The following is a 20,612-nucleotide window of genomic DNA, read 5'->3' as shown; positions in this document are numbered from 1 at the left end:
CGCTCCACTCCTTCATGGAGGAACACCGTGAGCGCACGGATCAGGAACATCAGCTTCGACTGCCACGACACCTACGCACTGGCCGGCTTCTGGGCGGAGGTGTTCGGCTCCGGACGGCAGCCCGACGACTTCCCCGGTGACCCGGAGGCGATGGTGCTCACCCCGGACGGATCGACCGTGCTCTTCCTTCAGGTGCCGGAGGACAAGACGGTGAAGAACCGGGTCCACCTGTGCCTGGAGCCCGCCGACCGGCCCCGGGACGCCGAGGTCGAACGGCTGGTCGACCTCGGCGCCACCCAGGTGGACGACCGGCGGCGGCCGGACGGCACCGGCTGGGTGGTGCTCGCCGACCCGGAGGGCAACGAGTTCTGCGTGCTGCGCAGCGCCGCCGAGCGGACCGCGACGGCCTGACGGCATTTTCACGGAAAGAGTGGGTGTATGGGAACCCGTGACCGGGCCGACGGGACGGGCCCCCTTCGCCGTTGCGGCGGAGGGGGCCCGGGTCACGCGTGGCTCAGGAGCGCTGCTCGATCTGGCCGCGCATCGCGATGAACTCGGCCTTCGCCTGGGCGCTGGTCTTGAAGTACATCGCGATCATGCCGACGCTGCCCTTGTCGGCCCAGGCGCAGATGCCCAGCTTGACGCCATCGCTCTCGCTGTCGCCGCAGCGCGCCTCGCCGCCCAGCGGGCCCGGGTCCACCGTGGCGACGTTGCTCATGGTCAGGTCGGGGCCGCTGAACGCGTCGTCCAACTCCTTCTTCGGGTCGGTCAGCAGGCCGGACGCCGCGGCGAACATCACCAGGTTCTTCTTGGCCGGGTCGCCGTAGACCGCCCCGGCGGTGCTGGTCTCGTTCTGCACCGTGGACTTCATCTCGGCGATCATCCCGTCCACCGCCGCCTGGAGCTCGGGCTCGGTGGCCTTCGGTCGGCCGGCGAGGGTGGCCGGGGCGGTCACCCTGGTCTTGGTGGCCTCGACCGCGTCGTTCACGTCGTCCTTGAGGGCGAACCAGGTGATCGCCCCGCCGCCGCAGCAGAGCACCAGCACCACGGCCAGGACGATCAGCACGATCTTGCCGGTCTTGGACTTCTTCGGCGCAGGCGGCAGCGGCGCGGCCTCCGGCGCGCCGTACGGCTGGCCGGCCGGCGGGTAGCCACCCTGCTGCGGGGCGGGCTGCTCGCCGTACGGCTGCTGCGGCTGGTTCGGGTAGGGGTTGCCCGGGTGGGACATGTTGAGTCAGCTCCAGATAGTTGATCAGGAGCGGTGATCGTAGCCAGCCGGTCCGACAGCCGCTGCCCCGCCCGCCGCTGAGACGACGACCGCGGTGGCCGGAGCGCCCCGTGGGACGCCCGTGCCACCGCGGTCGCGGGGGAGCGGGATGGGTCAGGCGGGCAGGCTGGCCGCCCCGAGCGGCAGGAACCGCCGGCCGGTGACCCGCTCGCTGGTGCCGGTCCGGTCCAGGTACGGCGTGACGCCGCCCAGGTGGAACGGCCAGCCGGCGCCGAGGATCATGCACAGGTCGATGTCCTGCGCCTCCGCGACGACGCCCTCGTCGAGCATCAGCCGGATCTCCTGCGCCAACGCGTCGAGTGCGTTCTGCCGCACCTGCTCGGCGGTCAGCGGCGCGTCGCCGACCACCAGCAGCTTGGCCACCTCGTCGTTGATCTGGTCGTCGACCACGATCGGCTGGCCCGCCTCGGCGATCCGCCTCAGGTTCTCGCTGACGGCGAACCGGTCCGGGAACGCCGTGTGCAGCGTGCCGCCCACGTGGTACGCCACGGCCGGGCCGACGAGCTGGAGCAGGGCGAGCGGGCGCATCGGCAGGCCCAGCGGGTCCAGCGCGGCGTTCGCCACGTCCAGCGGGGTGCCCGCGTCCACGGCGGCGAAGACGGTGCCGAGGAAGCGGGTGAGCAGCCGGTTCACCACGAACGCCGGGGCGTCGGAGACCAGCACCGACGACTTCTTCAGCTGCTTGCCGACCGCGAACGCGGTGGCCAGGGTGGCGTCGTCGGTGCGCTCGCCCCGGACGATCTCCAGCAGCGGCAGCACGGCGACCGGGTTGAAGAAGTGGAAGCCGACCACCCGCTCCGGGTGCTCCAGTTCCGCGGCCATCGCGGTGAGCGACAGCGACGAGGTGTTGGTGGCGAGCACCGCCTCCGGGGAGACGATCTTCTCCAGCTCGGCCCAGACCTGCTTCTTGACGTTCAGGTCCTCGAACACGGCCTCGATGACGAAGTCGGCGTCCGCGAACGTGGCCTTGTCGACCGAGCCGCCGACCAGTCCGTACAGCTTGGCGGCCGTGCCCTTGTCCATCCGGCCCTTGCTGACGGCCTTCTCGATCTGGGTGTGCACGTAGGCCACGCCCTTGTCGACCCGGGCCTGGTCCAGGTCGGTCATGACGACCGGGACCTGGAGGCGGCGGGCGAACAGCAGCGCGAGCTGGCTGGCCATCAGGCCGGCGCCGACGATGCCGACCTTGGTGACCGGGCGGGCCAGGCCCTTGTCCGGCGCGCCGGCCGGCCGCTTGGCCCGCCGCTGTACCAGGTCGAACGCGTACAGCCCGCTGCGCAGCTCCTCGGAGAAGACCAGGTCCGCCAGCGCCTCGTCCTCGGCGGCGGTGCCGGTCGCGAAGTCCGCGTCCTTCGCCGTCTCCAGCAGGTCCAGCGCCCGGTACGCGGCCGGGACCGCGCCGTGCAGCCGCTGGTCCAGCGTCTGTCGGGCGAAGTACAGCACGCCGGCCCACATGTCCTTGTCGACCTCGGGCCGGGTCACGGTGACCTCGCCGCGGACCACGCCGGCGGCCCACTCCAGGGACCGCTCCAGGAAGTCCGCCGGCTCCAGCAGCACGTCGGCGATGCCCAGCTCGGCGGCCTGCTTCGGCCTGAGCATCTTGTTCTGCATCAGCGGGTTCTGCAGGATCACCTGGGTCGCGGCCGGGATGCCGATCAGGTTCGGCAGGAGCTGGGTGCCGCCCCAGCCGGGGACCAGCCCGAGGGAGACCTCGGGCAGTGCGAGCGCGGAGGCCCCGCCGGACAGGGTCCGGTAGTGGCAGTGCAGGGCCAGCTCCAGGCCGCCGCCCATCGCCGCGCCGTTGACGAAGGCGAACGTCGGGACCTGGCTGTCCTTCAGCCGGGCGAAGACCCGGTGGCCGAGCCGGCCGATCTCCAGGGCCTGCTCCCGGTCGGCGAGCTGCGGCAGGCTGGTGAGGTCCGCCCCGACGCAGAAGATGTACGGCTTCCCGGTGACCGCGACGAACGCCGGGTCGGCGGCGAGGGCGGCGGTGATCGCCTCGTCCAGGCTGGTCAGCCCGCCCGGACCGAAGCTGTTCGGCTTGGTGTGGTCGAAGCCGTTGTCCAGGGTGATCAGGGCGGCCGGCCGGTCCAGCCCCGGCACGTTCACCTGGCGCAGCAGCGCCCTGGTGACGACCTCGTTCGGTGCGGCGAGCGCGCTCACTTGTTGCCCTCCTGTCCAGCCTCGGTGCCGGAACCGGTCCAGTTCGGGTTCTCCCAGATGACCGTGCCGCCCATGCCGATGCCGATGCACATGGCGGTGAGGCCGTAGCGGACCTCGGGATGCTCGGCGAACTGCCGGGCGAGCTGGGTCATCAGCCGCACGCCCGAGGAGGCGAGCGGGTGACCGACGGCGATCGCGCCGCCCCACGGGTTGACCCGGGAGTCGTCGTCGGCGATGCCGAAGTGGTCGAGGAAGGCGAGCACCTGCACGGCGAACGCCTCGTTCAGCTCGAACAGGCCGATGTCGTCGATGCTCAGGCCGGCGATGCGTAGCGCCTTCTCGGTCGACGGGATCGGGCCGACGCCCATGACCTCGGGCTCGACGCCGACGAAGCCGTACGACACCAGCCGCATGGCGATCGGCAGGCCCAGCTCGCGGGCGGTGTCCTCGGCGGCGATCAGGCTCGCGGTGGCGCCGTCGTTCAGGCCTGCGGCGTTGCCCGCGGTGACCTTGCCGTGCGGGCGGAACGGGGTCTTGAGGGTGGCGAGCTTCTCCAGCGAGGTGTCCCGGGGCGCCTCGTCGACGGTGGCCAGCCCCCAGCCGCCGTCGGCGTCGCGGATCGCCGTCGGCACCAGGTCGCCCTGGAGCTTGTCGTTGGCGTACGCCTTCGCCGTCTTCTGCTGCGAGGCGAGCGCGAACGCGTCGGCGCGGTCCTTGGTGACCTGCGGTACCCGGTCGTGCAGGTTCTCCGCGGTGGCGCCCATGACCAGCGCGGACGGGTCGACCAGCTTCTCCGCGACGATCCGCGGGTTGGGGTCGACGCCCTCGCCCATCGGGTGCCGGCCCATGTGTTCGACGCCGCCGGCGATCGCGATGTCGTACGCGCCCATGGCGATGCCGCCGGCCACGGTGGTGACGGCGGTCATCGCCCCGGCGCACATCCGGTCGATGGCGAAGCCGGGGACGGTCTTGGGCAGGCCGGAAAGCAGGGCCGCGGTGCGGCCGATGGTCAGGCCCTGGTCGCCGATCTGGGTGGTGGCGGCGATGGCGACCTCCTCGACCCGCTCCGGCGGAAGCTGCGGGTTGCGGCGCAGCAGCTCGCGGATGCAGCGGATCACCAGGTCGTCGGCGCGGGTGTTGGCGTACATGCCACCCGCCTTGCCGAACGGGGTGCGGACGCCGTCGACGAAGACGACATCCCGGACTTCACGGGGCACTTGAGCCTCCTTATCGACCAAAATCCGGCCTCCGCGCCGACAGGCGGCACTGCGGACCGGATGAAGGTCGCCGGCACGGGCGTGGTCCCTCGGATGCTACTCGCCAGTAACCACACCCGGCACCCACCCCGCTGTGTCCCACCCCACACCCGCCCCCACCGCGTTGATCAAGAGGCTTGCGTCAGTGGAGTGGCCGCCCCTGACGCGAACCTCTTGATCAACGGGGAGAAGTGGGTCAGGGGGGTGGTGGGGCCAGGGCCGGGGTCAGGTCGCTGGTCAGGAGGGCGATCTGCCATTCGCGGGCGCCGAAGCCGCGCAGCGTCTCGGCCACCGTGTCCTCGGTGACCTCGTCCGGCGGGGTCCAGGCGAGGCGGCGGACGGAGTCCGGGGTGATCAGGTTCTCCGGCGGCAGGGTGTGCGCGCCGGCGATCCGGACCACCACCTCCCGGCACCGGGCCAGCCGGCCGGCGGCCACCGGGTCCCGCTCAGCCCACCGGTGCGGCGGGGGCGGCCCCTCCACCGCCGGGGTGACCGGCAGCGCGTCCTCCGGCAACTGCCGGGCGTCGTCGAGGGCCGCCAGCCAGGTGCGGGCCAGCCGGCGCACCGACCGGCCGCCGAACCCGGGCAGGGTGAGCAGGGTCTTCTCGTCCACAGGGTCCAGCTCGGCGGCGGCCACGATCGCCGAGTCCGGCAGCACCCGGCCAGGCGCGGCGTCCCGGCGGGCGGCGATCTGGTCCCGGGCGTACCAGAGGGAACGGACCCGGGCCTGGGCACGGGCGCCGCGCACCCGGTGGATGCCCGAGGTACGCCGCCACGGCTCCGCGCGGACCCGGGGCGGGCGGGCGCCGTTTCGCACCAGGGCGGCGAACTCCTCCGCCGCCCAGGCCGACTTGCCCTGCCGGGCCAGCTCCGCGTCGAGGGCGTCGCGCAGGTCGGTGAGCATCTCCACGTCCAGGGCGGCGTAGGTGAGCCACGACTCCGGCAGCGGCCGGCTCGACCAGTCCGCGGCCGAGTGGTGCTTCTCCAGGGTGAAGCCGAGTAGCTGCTCGGTCAGCGCGGCCAGGCCGACCCGCTCGAATCCGGCCAGCCGAGCGGCCAGTTCCGTGTCGAACAGCCGCTGCGGGCGCAGCCCCACCTCGGCCAGGCAGGGCAGGTCCTGGCTGGCGGCGTGCAGCACCCACTCGACGTCGGCGATCGCCGCGTCCAGGGTGCTCAGGTCGGGCAGCGGCAGTGGGTCGATCAGCGCCGTGCCCGCACCGGCCCGCCGTAGCTGGACGAGATAGGCGCGCTGGCTGTAGCGATACCCCGAGGCGCGCTCGGCGTCCAGGGCCACCGGGCCGGTGCCGGCCGCGAACCGGGCCACCACCTCGGCGAGCTCGGCCTCGGTGGCCACCGGCAGGGGCGTGCCGTCGCGGGGGGCGGTCAGCGGCACGGGCTCGCTGCCGGTCGGTTCGGGCCCCGCGTCCACCGGCTCCGGCGCGGCCGACGGCGGGTGGCGCGGCGCGTCTCCGGTACGGCTTTCGGCGGCCCGACGGCGCAGGGGTGGTTCGTCGGTCACCTGACAACCCTAGTGCGCCGGGGGATCCGGCGCGCGCAGCCGGGTAGGGCGTGTGTCGGCGCCGGCGCTTGACCTGACATGGCAGGGTCGGACACCGGGGGAGACAAAGCGCGACAGCGCAGGTACGGTCCTTCGGGCCGCCGACCGGTGACGAACCCGCGTCGGCGGGGGCAACGGGGGCGTCTACGGGGAGGTCGTGGCGATGACGACGGCTGGGTACGGTCCGACAGGCGCGGGGCAGGGGCCCGACGACGGTTCCGGAGGCGGTTGGTCGGACCCGGCCCGTACCGCCGAGGCATGGGACGGCCCGGCCCGGCCCGGCCCGCTGCCGCCACGGATCGTTCCGCCCCGAGGCACCGCCGCCCCCTACCCGCAGCCCGCAATCCCCGGTCAGGCCCCCGTTCCCGGTCAGGCCCCTGTCCCCGGTCAGGCCCCCGTTCCTGGTCAGGCCCCCGTTCCCGGGCAGGTCGCTTGGGCTCCGCCGCCGAACGCCGGCCAGTGGGGTGGGCCGGCGCCGACTCCCGGGCAGTACCCACCGGTGCACGGGCAGCAGCCGGCCCCGCCCGCCGGCCCGGTTGCGCCGCCCTCTGCCCCCGGCCCGGCGTACCCGCCGCAGGGCGCGTCGGCCCCCGGCTGGCCCGCCCCGACCCCGCCCGCCCGGCCCGCCAAGGGCCGCGCGCTCACCCTGGTCGCGCTGGGGTTGGCCGTGGTGCTGGCCCTGGTGGCGGGCGTGCAGGCGTACCAGCTCCACCGGCTCTCCGACCGGCTCTCCGGGACCGACCAGCGGCAGGCCGCCGCGCAGCAGGGCGACGGCACCCGACTCGACGACCTCGACCAGCGGACCCAGACCCTGGAGAGGCAGGCCGGGGCCCAGTTCAACCCCGAGGCGGTGGCCAGCGCCGTGCTGCCCAGCGTGTTCCGGGTCCGGGCCGGGCAGTTCACAGGCACCGCGTTCGCGGTCGGCAAGCCGGCCAGCGGCGGCGGGACGAACCTGTTCACCAACTTCCACGTGGTGGAGTCGGTCTGGGCGAGCGGCGGCCGGGAGGTCTTCCTGGAACGCACCGATCAGCGCTACCCGGCCACGATCGTCAAGGTCGACGAGGCCAACGACGTCGCCCAACTACGCACCACGAGCAAGTTCACCGGCCTGGTCACGGCGTCCGCGGCGGTCAAGTCCGGCCAGCAGATCGTCGTGGTCGGCGCCCCGCTCGGTCTCCAGGACAGCGTCACCACCGGCGTGGTCAGCGCCTTCCGCGAGGCCCAGCAGGGCTCGGGTCCGGTCATCCAGTTCGATGCCCCGATCAACCCCGGCAACTCGGGTGGTCCCGTGATCAACGGCCAGAAGCAGGTCGTCGGGATCGCCACCGCCAAGGCCCGCGACGCCGAGGGCATCGGCCTTGCCGTACCCATCAAGGTCGCCTGCGACGGCTTCCGGATCTGCTGAACCGGCCGTCGTTGCCTCGTACCAGCCCGGTCCGTCGCCGTCGTCCGGCCGCGGGCCAGTCATCTGGAGGATGAGATATGTCCCAGCCACCGAGCGGGCCCGGGGGCCAGCCGCCCTACCCGCCGCCGGCCGGCCCCGGCCAGCCCGTGCCCCAGCAGTACGGCCCGACCGGCCAGCCGGCCGAGTCGACCCGGCAGTTCGCCCCCGGCCAGTACGGCAGTCCGCAGCCCCCGGCGGAGCCGACGCAGCAGTTCGGCCAGTACGGCAGCCCCCAGCCCCCGGCGGAGCCGACGCAGCAGTTCGGCCAGTACGGCGCCCCGCAGCCCCCGGCGGAGCAGCCGCAGCAGCCGGGCCAGTACGGCGCCCCGCAGCCGGGCCAGTACGGGGCCCCACAGTCGGCCCCGCCCGCGCCGGCCTACGGTCAGCAGCCGCCGCAGTCCGCCCCGCCCGCGCCGGCCTACGGTCAGCAGGCGCCGCAGTCGGCCCCGCCGTTCGGGCAGCAGGTCTCCACCCCGCCGGTCTCCGCCCCGGGATACGCCCAGCCGATGTCGGTGCCCCCGGCCTCCGGTCCGGGCTTCGGCCACCCGATGTCCGGCCCGCCCGGCATGCCGCCGTACGGCCCGGCGGCGCCCTCCCCGGGCAAGGGCCGGCGCAGCGTGCTGGTGCTGGCCCTGGTGGCCGGGCTGCTCTTCGTCCTCGGCGGCGTGATGACCGGCCTCTACGTGACCAAAGGCAACGAGCTGGACCGCACGGAGCAGCGGCTGACCGCCCAGGTCAGCGAGCGGGACGGGACGATCACGGCGAACAAGACCGAGATCGACAAGCTCAAGAAGGACCTGCAGGGCGTGCGGGACAAGCTCTCGAACACCGAGCAGGACCTCACCGGCACCCGCAACGACCGTGACGAGCAGGCCCGGCAGAAGAAGGTCATCGCCACCTGCCTGGACAAGCTCACCACCGCGCTGACCGCGGCGGCTGCGAACAACAAGGCCGCGTACGACAAGGCCACCCAGGGGATGAACAAGGTCTGCGACGAGGCCGAGGACTACCTCTGACGGGTGCGCCCGTCCGGGCCGCGCCCACCGGACCCCGGTCCGGTGGGGGCGGCCCGCGTCATTTCCGGTCCCGTCCCCGCCGCCCGGCGGGCTCGCCGTCCCGGGTCCGGTGGGTCAGGCGGCGCCGGCCGGGCGGCGCTCCGGGAGGGCGGTCACCCCGGGCGGCGGCAGGCCCGCCGTCGAGGCGAGCAGCGCGCACCAGGCCAGCAGGTGCGGGGTCAGGTCCTCGCCGAGTGGCGTCCAGGAGGCCCGGATCTCGATGTCGGCGACGGTCGGCGGCCCGGCCAGGTCACCGAACCGGGTCGACATCGTCTGGGTGATCGTGCCCCCGATCGCCCGGTGCGGGGCGTCCTGGGCGTCCAGCGCGTCGGTCAGCCAGGTCCAGCCCACCCCGGGCAGCAACGGGTCGGTGGCCAGGTCGGCCTCCAGCTCCGCCGTGACGTAGGTGACCAGCCGCAGGGTGCCCTGCCAGGCCTCGTGCCCGGCCGGATCGTGCAGCAGGATCAACCGCCCGGTGGCGACCTCGTCGTCGTCGTCGCGCAGCACTGTCGCGGAGAGCGCGAACGCGTACGGCGCGAGCCGCTGCGGTGCGCCGACCTCCTCCAGGACGATCTCCGACCGGGGCGCGGCCGACCGCAGCCCGGCGACCGCGCGGGCGAAGGTCTCCGGAAGCGCGATCGGGGGGGCCATGCGGGCAGCCTATGCCGCCTGCTGCCCGGCTGCCGGAAACGGCACGCCGACAGCCCGTCCCGCCGACGGGGGTGGGTCACAAAAGGTGGCGGGGGTGGGGATGGGCATCGGGGGCGTGGCACGATTGCCGCGATGACCACCGACACCACGGGCGCTGCCGCCCGAGACGGAGAACCCCGCCGCGGCGGGCCGGCCGACTCCCCGTTCGTCCGGGCCTGCCGGCGTGAGGGCGGCCCGCGTACCCCGGTCTGGTTCATGCGCCAGGCCGGCCGGTCGCTGCCGGAGTACCGCGAGATCCGCAAGAACGTGGGGATGCTGGAGTCCTGTCGCCGCCCCGAACTGGTCGCCGAGATCACCCTCCAACCGGTGCGCCGACACCGGGTCGACGCGGCGATCCTGTTCAGCGACATCGTGGTCCCGGTCGCCGCCGCCGGGGTGGACCTGGACATCGTCCCGGGCACCGGGCCGGTGGTGGCCGAGCCGGTGCGCACGGCCGCCGACATCGAGCGGATCCGGCCGATCACCCGCGACGACGTCTCCTACGTGGACTCCGCGGTCCGGCTGCTCGTCGCCGAGCTGGGCGACACCCCGCTGATCGGTTTCGCCGGCGCCCCGTTCACCCTGGCCAGCTACCTGGTCGAGGGCGGCCCGTCGCGCAACCACGCGAAGACCAAGGCCCTCATGTACGGCGAGCCGGAGCTGTGGCACGCGCTCTGCGACCGGCTGGCCGACGTGGCATGCGCGTTCCTGCGGGTGCAGGTCGACGCCGGGGTGTCCGCGGTGCAGCTGTTCGACTCCTGGGCCGGCGCGCTGTCCGAGGCCGACTACCGGCGGTACGTGCTGCCGCACTCGACGAAGGTGCTGTCCGGGTTGGCCGACGCCGGGGTGCCCCGGATCCACTTCGGGGTGGGCACCGCCGAGCTGCTCGGCGCGATGGGCGAGGCCGGGGCCGACGTGGTCGGGGTGGACTGGCGTACCCCGCTGGACGTGGCGACCCGCCGGATCGGCGCCGACCGGGCCGTGCAGGGCAACCTGGACCCGGCGGTGCTGCTCGCCCCGTGGCCGGTGGTCGAGGCCGAGGTGCGGCGGATCCTCGCCGAGGGCCGGGCCACCCCCGGCCACGTGTTCAACCTCGGTCACGGCGTGCTGCCGGAGACCGATCCGGACGTGTTGACCAGGGTGGTCGCGCTGGTGCACGAGGTGTCCGCGCGTCCGGCGCAGTGAGGGAGTGACCGTGCGGCAACCGTGGCGGGTGGCGATCGTCGGGGGCGGGATCACCGGGCTGGCCGCCGCCGTCCGGCTGCGGGACCGCGCGCCCGCCGGCACCGAGATCACCGTGTACGAGCAGTCCGGCGCGCTCGGCGGCAAGCTGCGCACCGGCGAGCTGGCCGGGCAGCCGGTCGAGTTCGGCGCCGAGTCGTTCCTGATGCGCGACCCGGCCGGCGGGGAGTCCGCCGCCGTCGCCCTGGCCCGCCGGCTCGGGCTGGCCGACGAGATCGTGCACCCCACCGTCGGGCAGGCGGCCCTCGCGGTCGGCGGCGGGTTGCGCCCGATCCCGGGCGGGACGCTGGTGGGCGTACCCGGGGATCTGGCGAAGGTGACGACGGTCGCGCAGCCGGCCGCGGATGCCGACCGCGACACCGGCCGCCCGCTGCTGGCCCCCGGCGCGGACGTCTCCGTCGGGGCGCTGGTCCGCTCCCGGCTCGGCGACCAGGTGGTGGACCGGCTGGTGGACCCGATGCTCGGCGGCGTCTACGCCGGCCGGGCCGACGACCTGTCCCTGGTCACCACGATGCCTGCGCTGGCCCGCACGGCCCGCACGGAGCACACCCTGGTCGGCGCGGTCCGGGCCGCGCAGGCCGCCGCGCCGCGCGCCCCCGGCGCCCCGGTCTTCGGCACCCTGGCCGGCGGGCTGAGCCGGCTGGTCGAGGCCGCCGCCACGGCCGGCGGGGCGACGATCCGCCGGTACGCGGCGGTACGCGAGCTGACCCCGACGGCGACCGGCTGGCGGCTGACCGTCGGCCCGACCCGCGACCCGGAGTCGGTGGAGGCGGACGCCGTGGTGCTGGCCGTGCCGGCCCGCCCCGCCGCCCGGCTGCTGGCCGGGATCGCGCCGGAGGCCGCCGCGACCGTCGGCGCGCTGGACTACGCCAGCGTCGCGCTGGTCACCCTGGCCCTGCCCGAGCCGGCGCTGCCGGCGCTGTCCGGGTTCCTGGTGCCGGCCACCGAGGGGCTGTTGATCAAGGCGTCGACGTTCTTCACCACCAAGTGGGGGCATCTGGCCCGGCCGGACGGGCTGGCCCTGGTGCGCGCCTCGGTCGGCCGGTACGGCGAGGAGGCGTCCCTCCAGGTCACCGACGCCGACCTGGTGGACACGGTGCACCGGGAGCTGTCGACGGTGCTGGCCGCGCCGCTGCCCGCGCCGGTGGCCAGCCACGTGCAGCGGTGGGGCGGGGCGCTGCCGCAGTACACCCCGGGGCACCTCGACCGGGTGGCCGCCGCCCGGGCGGCGCTGCGCGGCGCGCACCCGACGCTGGCCCTGGCCGGCGCCGGCTACGACGGCGTCGGCATCCCGGTCTGCGTCCGCTCCGGCGCGACGGCGGCCGAAGAGATCATCACAGCACTGGGAGGATCGGCAGCATGACCGAGCAGACCAACGCGAACCGGCTGCGGGAGCTGAACGACAGCATCCGCTACACGATGTGGTCGGTGTACCGGGCCACCAGCCCGCTGCCCTCACTGCGCGAGAACGTCACCGGCGAGGTCGAGGCCCTCTTCGAGGAGTTGGCCGGCAAGGACGTGACGGTCCGCGGCACGTACGACGTGGCCGGGCTGCGCGCCGACGCCGACCTGATGATCTGGTGGCACTCGTCGTCCAGCGATGCGCTCCAGGACGCGTACCTGCGGTTCCGCCGGACCACGCTCGGCCGGGCGATGACCCCGGTGTGGTCGCAGATGGCGCTGCACCGGCCGGCGGAGTTCAACAAGAGCCACATCCCGGCGTTCCTGGCCGGCGAGGAGGCCCGGGCGTACACGTGCGTCTACCCGTTCGTCCGCTCGTACGAGTGGTATCTGCTGCCGGACGCCGAGCGGCGCGAGCTGCTGGCCGAGCACGGCAAGATGGCCCGGGGCTACCCGGACGTGCGGGCCAACACGGTCGCCTCGTTCGCCCTCGGCGACTACGAGTGGATGCTCGCCTTCGAGGCCGACGAGCTGCACCGGATCGTCGACCTGATGCGCGACCTGCGGGGGTCCCGGGCCCGCCGGCACGTCCGGGAGGAGATCCCCTTCTACACCGGCCGCCGCCGCCCGATCGCCGACATCGTCTCCTGCCTGGTGTGACCGCAGCCCCCCGCCGCGACCCCTGACACACCCCCAAGGCCCCCTGCCCGCGCCCTGCCCCGCCCGCAGGCCGTCCACGCCGGCCGTCCGCGCCGTCCCTCCGCGCCGGGCGCCCGCGCCGTCCCTCCCCGCAAATACACGGAATTAGTGGCCTTCCCGGCCGGGAAGGCCACTAATTCCGTGTATTAGGCGCGATCCTGCCGTGCGGGCGTGCGGTGTGTGGGCGTGGTCGGGGGGTGGCGGGGGTCAGGTGGTTGCCGTGCAGGTGGGCGTCGGCGCGGTATTGGTGCCGGTCGAGGAGCCGATGAAGCCGAAGGCGGTCTTCGCCCCGGCGGCCAGCGCCCCGTTGTACGCGACGTTGCGGGCGGTCACCATGGACCCACTGCTGGTCACGGTGGCGTTCCATGACGAGCTGACCTGCTGGCCGTTGGCGTACGTCCAGGTCACCGTCCAGCTCTTGATCGCCGACGCGCCGGCGGTCACCTCGACCTCGCCCTGGAACCCGCCGGTCCAGGAGTTGGTGACCCGGTAGGTCGCGGTGCAGCGACCCGTCGCCGGGGGCGTGGTGGGCGGGGTCGTCGTCGGCGGGGTGGTCGTCGGCGGCGTCGTGGTCGGCGGGGTGGTGGTCGGCGGGGTGGTCGGGCCGCCGCCGCCGAAGTCCACGTCGCTGCACAGGTAGTACGACTGGTCCAGGTGGCTGGCCTGCCAGATGGTGTAGACGATGTGTCGGCCGGTGCGGCCCGGCGCGTTCGCCGGCACCTGGATCGACACGCCCTGCGCCTCCGGCGTCCACTGCGACGCCGGGGTGTTGCCGATCTGGCCGGCCAGTTCCAGGTCGCCCCAGGCCAGTGGCTTGGTGAGCGCGTTGAAGCCCTGCTTCGTCACGTACACCCGGATGTAGTCGGCGCCGTGGCTGGCCTGGTCGTAGAACTTGATGCGGAAGTTGTTCGTCACCGGCGCGGTCTTCCACGCGCCGACGGTGTCGAGCGCGTTGTATCGGCCGCTGGAACTGCGGCCCCCGCTGCACAGTTGGCCGTCCGGGATGGCGGCCTGGTGGTTGCCGGCGACGCCCTCGCGGAACAGGCCGTTCCAGTTCCACATGGCGTTCGGGTCGGCCTGCCAGGCCTGCCAGCACATCGGGTCCAGGGTGGCCATGTTCGGGTTCTGGAAGTCGCTGCCCCAGCGCTGCCAGCAGCCGTAGTTGCGGGACGCGGGGTCGACGACCGAGCCGTGGGCGGACGCGGAGTTCGCCAGGGCGGTGGTGAGCAGCAGCGCGATGACCGCGCCGGCGGCGAGCAGCCAGGCTGCCAGGCGCGGCGTGGAACGCCTGCGGACGGGGGTGGACATGGGAGCCTCCGGGTGAGAGGTCGGACTGCGACGACGCCCGGACGGCGGGAGTTGCCCCTCCCGTGCCGGCTCGTGCTGATCCCGCGGCGGCTCCTGCCTGCGCAGATTTCCACACCAATTCACCTATGTCAATGGATGGCGCTTTCCCGGCGCATCGGGGTGTGCGGGATGCCGTCCTCGACGTACTCGGGCCCGCTGGCGGCGAAGCCGTGCCGGGCGTAGAAACCGGTCAGGTGGGACTGCGCCTCCAGCACGCACGGCCGGTCGCCCACCACGGCCAGGGCCTCGGCCATCAGCCGGCCGGCGTACCCGCCGCGCCGGGCGTCCGGCGCCACCACCACGCGGCCGATCCGCGCGACGCCGTCGGGGTCGGCCAGAATGCGCAGGTACGCCAGGACGGCGCCGTCGCGGGCCAGCCAGAGATGCCGGGTGCCCGGCTCGACGTCGCGGCCGTCCAGTTCCGGGTACGGGCACGCCTGCTCCACCACGAACACGTCGATGCGGAGTCGGAGCAGGTCGTGGAAGGTGCGGGCATCCAGTTCGGCGAAGGAGGCGAGTCGGGCCTCGACGGTCTGCGACGGCATCCGGCGATGGTAGGTGCCCGCGCCAGCAGGGACGCGGTGGCCCCTTCCCGGCGGCCGGGTGGCCTCCGGTGTCGGCGGGCGCGGACGGTTCCTGTCCCCGGTCAGCGGGGGCGGGCGCCGACGGCGTCGCGGATCTCCGCGCCCCGGTCGCCCTCCTCCTGCCGGGCGCAGTGGGCGCAACAGAAGAAGCGGCCCGAGACCTCGACCCCATGGCCGACGATCTTGACCTGGCAGTGTTCGCAGATCGGCGCCAGCCGGTGCGCCGCGCATTCGAAGCAGTCGAAGGTGTGTACGTCGCCGCTGACCGTGCGTACCTCGAACGCCATCCAGTAGTCGTTGCCGCAGACCTCGCACGTCGCCATGGCCGAACCCCCCGAGAAGAGAACATGTGGCCCCCAGCGTGCGGCAGCGGCCCGATCCGGGCGGCCGGAACGGCCGAAGCCGGCCGTTCCGGCGGCGTGTCGGGCCGGCGTGTCGGGCGTTGTGCCTGGTGGAAGCCTCGAACCTCGGAGGACGACGTGATCAGGCGCGCTGCGCTGACCCGTCCCGACCGGACGGCGGGCGTCCGCGGCTCAGCCCTTCGGCTCCAGCCGGACGGAGACCGAGTTCACGCAGTGCCGGGTGTCCTTCGGGGTGAACCCCTCGCCCCGGAAGACGTGGCCGAGGTGACTGTCGCAGCGCGCGCAGCGAATCTCCGTACGCCGCATGCCGTGGCTGTTGTCCTCGATCTCCCGCACCGCGCCCGGGATCGCGTCGTCGAAGCTCGGCCAGCCGCAGTGCGAGTCGAACTTCGTGTCACTGGGGTACAGCTGTGCCCCGCAGGCGCGGCAGTGGTAGACGCCGGGCGTCTTCGTGTCCACGTACTCGCCGGTCCATGCGGGCTCGGTGCCGGCCTCGCGGAGCACCCGGAACTCCTCCGGGCTCAGCCGGACCCGCCACTCGTCCTCGGTCCTGGGCAGTTCGTTCTCATCAAGACTCACCCGACAACGGTACGTCGGGTGTCGGTGCCGTGGCATATGGTCTCGGGATGGGCGGCACCACGAAGGCAACGGCCACGGAGATCGAGGTGGCCGGTCACATGGTTCGGCTGACCAGCCCGGACCGGGTGATCTTCCCGGAGCGGGGCTTCACCAAGGCGCATGTCTTCAGCTACTACGTCGCGGTGGGCGAGAGCATCCTGCGCGCCCTGCGGGACCGACCGACCACGCTGCAACGCTTCCCCGACGGCATCGCCGGTGAGATGTTCTTCCAGAAGCGGGTGCCCAGCCGGGGCGTGCCGCCGTGGGTGCGCACCGCCCGGATCAGCTTCCCCAGCGGCCGGACGGCCGACGAGCTCTGCCCGGCCGACCTCGCCCACGTGGCCTGGGCCGCGCAGATGGGCACCGTCGTGTTCCACCCGTGGCCGGTGCGCGCCGGCCACGTCGACCACCCCGATGAGCTGCGGATCGACCTCGACCCGCAGCCGGGCACCGACTTCGTCGACGCGGCGGCGGCCGCCGCCGAGGTGCGAGCCCTGCTGGACGAGCTGGGCGCGACCGGCTGGCCGAAGACCTCCGGCGGCCGGGGCGTGCACGTCTACCTGCGGATCGCGCCCCGGTGGACGTTCACCGAGGTGCGGCGGGCCACCATCGCGTTGGCCCGGGAGTTGGAGCGCCGCCGCCCCGATCTGGTCACCACCGCCTGGTGGAAGGAGCAGCGGGGCGAGCGGGTCTTCGTCGACTACAACCAGATGGCCCGGGACCGCACGATCGCCTGCGCGTACTCGCTGCGGGCCACCGCCCGGGCCACCGTGTCCACCCCGGTCACCTGGGACGAGCTGCCCGACGTGGACCCGGACGAGTTCCACCTGGGCAGCGTCCCGGCCCGACTGGCCGAGCGGGGCGACCCGCACGCGGGCATCGACGACGCCCCGTGGGACATCAGCCCGTTGCTGGAGTGGGCCGACCGGGACGCCGCCGCGGGCCAGGGTGACATGCCGTACCCGCCGGACCACCCCAAGATGCCGGGCGAGCCGAAGCGGGTCCAACCCTCGAAGGACCGTGACCGCCCGCGCTGACCGCCCGCGCTGACCAGCCGGGCCGCTCGCGTCGCCGGCAGCCCGGCGCTTGCGTCGCCCGGCCGGCTGACGCACCCGACTCAGCGGAGCGGGCCCATCATCGCCTCCACGGCCTCCTTGGCAGTCCGCAGGTCCACGCCCGTCGCTTCCCGGTACGCCTTGATCGCCTGGAGCTTCTCGCCCCGGGCCAGGTGCTCGCGGACCCCGGGCGGCGCCGGCCGCTCGTCCACCACCCCGAGGTGGTCCATCACCAGTTGCAGGCGCCGCTCGATCTCGGCCAGCCGTCGTGGCGTGCTCCGGTCCTGCCGGGTCCCGGCGAACTGGGCGGCAAACAGCAGCACGACAGCGATGATCAGCACGGTGAGGGCGATCTCCATGACAGCCATCCAAGCAGATCGACGCCGGAACCGGCGGCCACGGGTGGGGCGGGACGGGCCACCGCGCCGCGTGTCCGCCATAACGGTCGGATAACGGGCGCGAACCTTTCCGGACCCGCAGCGAGTCATTGTGATCGTCGGCCCGCTGGGCCCAGGAAGGCGGCGCGATGGCGATGGTGTGGAGGCGGGCCCGGGCGGCCCGGGGGCTGCTGCTCGCCGCGGTGGTGGCGGCCCTGGTGGCGATCGCCCTCGTCACCGGGTTGGCCGACTACAACCGGCGGGCCGTCGACGCGGGGCAGCGGGCGGTGTTCGCCGCGTCTCCCGCGCAGGAGCGCAGCCTGCTGGTCAGTGGCTCCGGTGGCGCGGACCGGGCAGCCTACGCCGACCGGGACAGGGCGGTCCGGGCCCGTTTCGCCGACGGGCTCGGCGGGGCGTCCGTGGCGGTTCGTGGGGCCCGCTACGGCACCGGACGCGAGCTGACCGGCGACCTCGGGGCGGCCCGCACCGGCACCGATCCGGTCTTCGCCGAGCTGACCACCCTGGAGGACCTGACCGGCCACGCCGACCTGGTCGCCGGGCGGCAGCCCGAACGTGGGGCCGAGCCGGTGCAGGCGCTGCTGCCGGAACGGGTCGCCGGCCTGCTCGGCCTGACCGTCGGCGAGCGGGTGCCGCTGCGGGACCGGGCCAGCGAACGGACCAGCCAGGTGGAGGTGGTCGGGCTCTTCCGGCCCCGGGACCCGGACGGGTCGTACTGGCGGCTCGCGCCGGGCGCCGTCGCAGCCGGCTCCGCCACGTCGTACGGGCCGTTCCTGCTCGATCCGGCCGACTTCGACCGGACCTTCCCCGCCACAACGTCGGCGTCCTGGCTGGTCGAACCCGATCTGGCCGCCGTCGAGCCGAGCCGGCTGGGGGCCGTGAAGCGGGCCGTCGCCACCGAGGTCGCGGAGCTGCCCGAGGCGACCGGGCTCGGCTCGTCCGCCCGGAGCGTCACCACGATGGACCGGCTGATCGACCGGCTCGGGCGCGCCGACCTGGTGGGCCGTTCCTCGCTGCTCACCCCGCTGCTGCTCATCCTGGTTCTCGGCGGCTACGCGCTGGTGCTGGTGGCCGCCCTGCTCAACGAGGATCGCCGCGCGCAGACGGCGCTGCTGCGCGCCCGGGGCGCGGCCCGGCGACAGATCGCCGGCCTGGCGGCCAGGGAGGCGGCCCTGGTGGTCCTCCCGGCCGCGCTGCTCGGGCCGCCGCTCGCCGCCGAGGCCCTGCGCCACGTCGGCCAGGACCAGACGTGGTCCGACCCGTCGGCCGCGGGCAGCACGCTCACCTGGGCGGTCGCCGCCGCCACTGCCGCCGGCTGCCTGGTGGCCATGGTGCTGCCGGCGATGCGCCGGGCCGGCACGTACGTCGCCGACCTGGCGGCCCGGTCCCGGCCGAGCCGGGCCGCCACGGCCCAGCGGGCCGGCGCCGACCTGGCCCTGGTCGGCCTGGCCGTGCTCGCCTGGGTCCAGCTGCGGCAGTACTCCTCACCGCTGGCCGGCGCGGGCGGCCGGCTCGGCATCGACCCGCTGCTGGTGGCGGCGCCGACGCTGGGCGTGCTGGCCGGCGCCGTGCTCGCGTTGCGCCTGCTGCCGCCGGCCACCCGGTTCGCCGAGCGGTTCGTGGACGCCCGGCCCTGGACCGCCACGATGCTGGGCATGTGGCAGGCCGGCCGGCGCCCGCACGCCGGCCCGGTGCTGCTGCTCGCGCTCGCCGTGGGCGGCAGCACCCTGGCCTGGTCGCTGGTCACCACCGGGGAACGGTCGCACGTCGACCAGGCCGACCACAGCGTCGGCGCAGACCTGCGGCTGGTCGAGCGCTCCGGGGCCGCGCCGGGCGATCGGGCGGGCCGGCTGGCCGGGGCGCCCGGCGTCGACCGGGCGCTGCCCGCCTGGCGCGACGACATCCGGGTGGGACGCGAGGACCTGCCGGTCAGCGTGCTCAGCATGGACGCGGCGGCGGCGTCGGACGTGGCCCGGCTCAACGACCGGATCCTCGACGAGCCGGCCCGGGCCCTGTTCGACCGTCAGGTACGCGGCCGGGTCGCGCCGGCCGGCGTCGAGCTGCCCGCCGGCACCCGACGGCTCACCGGCACCGTCCGCACCCCGGTCACCGGGGTCATGCGCCCGCACCCGGTCGCGGTGTCCGTGCTGCTCACCACCGCCGACGGCGGTTCCTGGCGGCTACCGCTGGCCACCGGGGGCAGCGACGGTCGGCCGGTCCCGGCGGCGGTGGACCTGCCCGACACCGGTGGCCGGTCCTACCGGCTGGCCGGCTTCGAGGCCACCGGCGGCCCGGCGCTGGGCTCCAACTACGGGCTGGAGGTGACCGGGCTGCGCGCGGTGGATGCCGCCGGGACGACGAGCCCGGTGCGGCTCACCGGCGACTGGGTGACCCGGGTGGACGAGCCGAAGCAGGCGGAGCCGGTCCGGCTCGACGACGACGGCGGGCTGCGCACCGGCCGGTGGGTCGGGATCGTCGAGGGCGGCCGGTTCGCGTCGCAGCCGTCCAGCCGCTTCGCCGTCGTGCCGGCCGGGGACAACCCGCCGGTGCCGGCGTTGATCACCCCGCAGGTGGCCCGGGCGCTGAGCGTCGGCCAGGGCGACACGATGCAGGTCAGCCTCTCCGGGGCCACCCTGTCGGTCCAGGTGGTGGGCGAGGTCGAGGCGGTGCCGGCCACCGGATCGGCCGCCGGCATGCTGCTGGACCTGCCCGCCGCGGTCGACTGGCTGATTCGCGCCAAGGGGGCGGTCCGGCCGGTCTCGGAGTGGTGGGTGCGCACCGACCCCGGCGGGTACCCGGAGGCGGTGCGGGCGGTCGCCGACCTGCCCGGGGTCACCGTGCTGGACCGGCGGGCGGCGGCGGAGGAGGCCGACCGCGACCCGTACTGGCTCGGCACCCGCACCGGCCTGCTCGCGGCGGCGCTGGGCTCCCTCCTGCTCGCCCTGGTCGGGCTGGGCGTGGACGTCTGGGCCACCGCGCGCCGACGGATCGGGGAGCTGACCGTCCTGCACACGCTGGGCGCCACGCCACGGCTGCTGGCCCGCGCCCTGCTCGCCGAACAGGCATTCCTGGCCGGGATCGGCGTCGGCGTCGGGCTGCTGGTGGGTGCCGGGGTGGGCGCCACCATGGCCCCGCTCGTGGTGCTCACCCGGGCGGCGGACCGACCGGTGCCGGAGGCGGCCTTCGCGCTGCCCTGGCTGCCGGTCGTCGGTACCGCCCTCGGCCTGCTGCTGGCGGCGCTCGCGTTCAGCACGGTGATCGCCACGGGAATCCGCCAGCGGCTGGCGGCGGCGCAACTGCGGTTCGGCGGTGACCAGTGAGCAGCGTCGGCGTGGTGGCGGTCCGGCCCGGGCCGGTGGAGGGCGTCGGCGTGGTCGCCGGCCGGCGGGGATCAGTCAACGGCGTCGGCGCGGTCGCGGTCCGACGCGGGCCGGTGGGTCGCGGCGGCGCGGCCA

The 20,612-nt window shown here is 74.5% G+C and carries 18 protein-coding genes; 8 read left to right on the top strand and 10 right to left on the bottom strand.

Annotation, left to right across the window (positions count from 1 at the left end):
• Window positions 1-27: 27 nt before the first annotated feature.
• The gene (locus OG559_RS03115; RefSeq protein ID WP_405112176.1) at window positions 28-411 is read left to right on the top strand and encodes a VOC family protein; all 384 of its coding nucleotides are present in this window, start codon (window positions 28-30) and stop codon (window positions 409-411) included.
• 103 nt (window positions 412-514) lie between these two features.
• Here OG559_RS03115 and OG559_RS03110 read toward each other — a convergent pair whose 3' ends face one another.
• From OG559_RS03110 to OG559_RS03095, 4 genes are all read right to left on the bottom strand, one after another.
• Window positions 515-1,228 (bottom strand): hypothetical protein, encoded by a 714-nt coding sequence (locus tag OG559_RS03110; RefSeq protein WP_405112173.1) that lies wholly within the window; start codon window positions 1,226-1,228, stop codon window positions 515-517.
• A 153-nt stretch (window positions 1,229-1,381) separates the two neighbouring features.
• A complete protein-coding gene (locus OG559_RS03105; RefSeq protein ID WP_405112170.1) occupies window positions 1,382-3,451 on the bottom strand; it encodes a 3-hydroxyacyl-CoA dehydrogenase NAD-binding domain-containing protein in 2,070 nt (689 codons plus the stop codon).
• Window positions 3,448-4,668, bottom strand: coding sequence for a thiolase family protein (locus OG559_RS03100; RefSeq protein ID WP_405112167.1), 1,221 nt, complete (start codon window positions 4,666-4,668; stop codon window positions 3,448-3,450). The genes OG559_RS03105 and OG559_RS03100 overlap by 4 nt, the downstream gene beginning before the upstream one ends.
• Window positions 4,669-4,903: 235 nt before the next feature.
• Window positions 4,904-6,226: an HRDC domain-containing protein gene (locus OG559_RS03095; protein WP_405112164.1), complete on the bottom strand. Its 1,323-nt coding sequence runs from the start codon at window positions 6,224-6,226 to the stop codon at window positions 4,904-4,906.
• Window positions 6,227-6,428: 202 nt separating this feature from the next.
• On the opposite strand from OG559_RS03095, the gene OG559_RS03090 reads away from it, so the two are divergent.
• Both OG559_RS03090 and OG559_RS03085 read left to right on the top strand, forming a co-directional pair.
• On the top strand, window positions 6,429-7,670 hold the full coding sequence (locus tag OG559_RS03090; RefSeq protein WP_405112161.1) for a trypsin-like peptidase domain-containing protein: 1,242 nt from the start codon (window positions 6,429-6,431) through the stop codon (window positions 7,668-7,670).
• 77 nt (window positions 7,671-7,747) lie between these two features.
• Entirely contained in the window at window positions 7,748-8,725 is a 978-nt protein-coding gene (locus tag OG559_RS03085; protein WP_405112159.1) for a hypothetical protein, read from the top strand.
• A gap of 114 nt (window positions 8,726-8,839) precedes the next feature.
• Here OG559_RS03085 and OG559_RS03080 read toward each other — a convergent pair whose 3' ends face one another.
• Complete coding sequence (locus OG559_RS03080; protein ID WP_405112156.1) at window positions 8,840-9,415, bottom strand: DUF3000 domain-containing protein; 576 nt, start codon at window positions 9,413-9,415, stop codon at window positions 8,840-8,842.
• A 132-nt stretch (window positions 9,416-9,547) separates the two neighbouring features.
• Here OG559_RS03080 and hemE point away from each other — a divergent pair, with 132 nt between their 5' ends.
• Genes hemE through hemQ form a run of 3 tightly spaced genes read left to right on the top strand, consistent with a single transcriptional unit; the run spans window position 9,548 to window position 12,757 of the window.
• Window positions 9,548-10,639, top strand: coding sequence for a uroporphyrinogen decarboxylase (gene hemE / locus OG559_RS03075; protein ID WP_405112153.1), 1,092 nt, complete (start codon window positions 9,548-9,550; stop codon window positions 10,637-10,639).
• Between the two features lie 10 nt (window positions 10,640-10,649).
• On the top strand, window positions 10,650-12,059 hold the full coding sequence (gene hemG, locus OG559_RS03070; protein ID WP_405112150.1) for a protoporphyrinogen oxidase: 1,410 nt from the start codon (window positions 10,650-10,652) through the stop codon (window positions 12,057-12,059).
• Complete coding sequence (gene hemQ / locus OG559_RS03065; RefSeq protein WP_405112148.1) at window positions 12,056-12,757, top strand: hydrogen peroxide-dependent heme synthase; 702 nt, start codon at window positions 12,056-12,058, stop codon at window positions 12,755-12,757. The genes hemG and hemQ overlap by 4 nt, the downstream gene beginning before the upstream one ends.
• 246 nt (window positions 12,758-13,003) lie before the next feature.
• On the opposite strand, the gene OG559_RS03060 is transcribed toward hemQ, so the two are convergent.
• The 4 genes from OG559_RS03060 to msrB all read right to left on the bottom strand — a co-directional run bounded on the left by OG559_RS03060 (window position 13,004) and on the right by msrB (window position 15,668).
• Window positions 13,004-14,104, bottom strand: a complete 1,101-nt coding sequence (locus tag OG559_RS03060) for a lytic polysaccharide monooxygenase (RefSeq protein WP_405112145.1) — start codon at window positions 14,102-14,104, stop codon at window positions 13,004-13,006.
• 128 nt (window positions 14,105-14,232) lie between these two features.
• Window positions 14,233-14,688 (bottom strand): GNAT family N-acetyltransferase, encoded by a 456-nt coding sequence (locus OG559_RS03055; RefSeq protein ID WP_405112142.1) that lies wholly within the window; start codon window positions 14,686-14,688, stop codon window positions 14,233-14,235.
• 101 nt (window positions 14,689-14,789) lie between these two features.
• On the bottom strand, window positions 14,790-15,050 hold the full coding sequence (locus tag OG559_RS03050; protein ID WP_161692252.1) for a Prokaryotic metallothionein: 261 nt from the start codon (window positions 15,048-15,050) through the stop codon (window positions 14,790-14,792).
• Between the two features lie 210 nt (window positions 15,051-15,260).
• Window positions 15,261-15,668 carry a peptide-methionine (R)-S-oxide reductase MsrB gene (gene msrB, locus OG559_RS03045; RefSeq protein WP_405112139.1) on the bottom strand — a complete coding sequence of 136 codons (408 nt, stop codon included), beginning with the start codon at window positions 15,666-15,668 and terminating at the stop codon, window positions 15,261-15,263.
• A gap of 47 nt (window positions 15,669-15,715) precedes the next feature.
• Here msrB and ligD point away from each other — a divergent pair, with 47 nt between their 5' ends.
• Window positions 15,716-16,744, top strand: coding sequence for a non-homologous end-joining DNA ligase (gene ligD, locus OG559_RS03040; protein ID WP_405112136.1), 1,029 nt, complete (start codon window positions 15,716-15,718; stop codon window positions 16,742-16,744).
• Window positions 16,745-16,824: 80 nt separating this feature from the next.
• On the opposite strand, the gene OG559_RS03035 is transcribed toward ligD, so the two are convergent.
• A complete protein-coding gene (locus OG559_RS03035) occupies window positions 16,825-17,121 on the bottom strand; it encodes a hypothetical protein (RefSeq protein WP_405112133.1) in 297 nt (98 codons plus the stop codon).
• 167 nt (window positions 17,122-17,288) lie between these two features.
• Between OG559_RS03035 and OG559_RS03030 the strand changes: the two genes are divergently transcribed.
• Window positions 17,289-20,477: an FtsX-like permease family protein gene (locus tag OG559_RS03030; protein WP_405112131.1), complete on the top strand. Its 3,189-nt coding sequence runs from the start codon at window positions 17,289-17,291 to the stop codon at window positions 20,475-20,477.
• Window positions 20,478-20,612: the final 135 nt, after the last annotated feature.

The sequence above is a fragment of the Micromonospora sp. NBC_01405 genome (genome assembly GCF_045040155.1).
Taxonomy (GTDB): Bacteria; Actinomycetota; Actinomycetes; order Mycobacteriales; family Micromonosporaceae; genus Micromonospora.
This window is presented reverse-complemented; position numbering and strand designations above follow the sequence as displayed.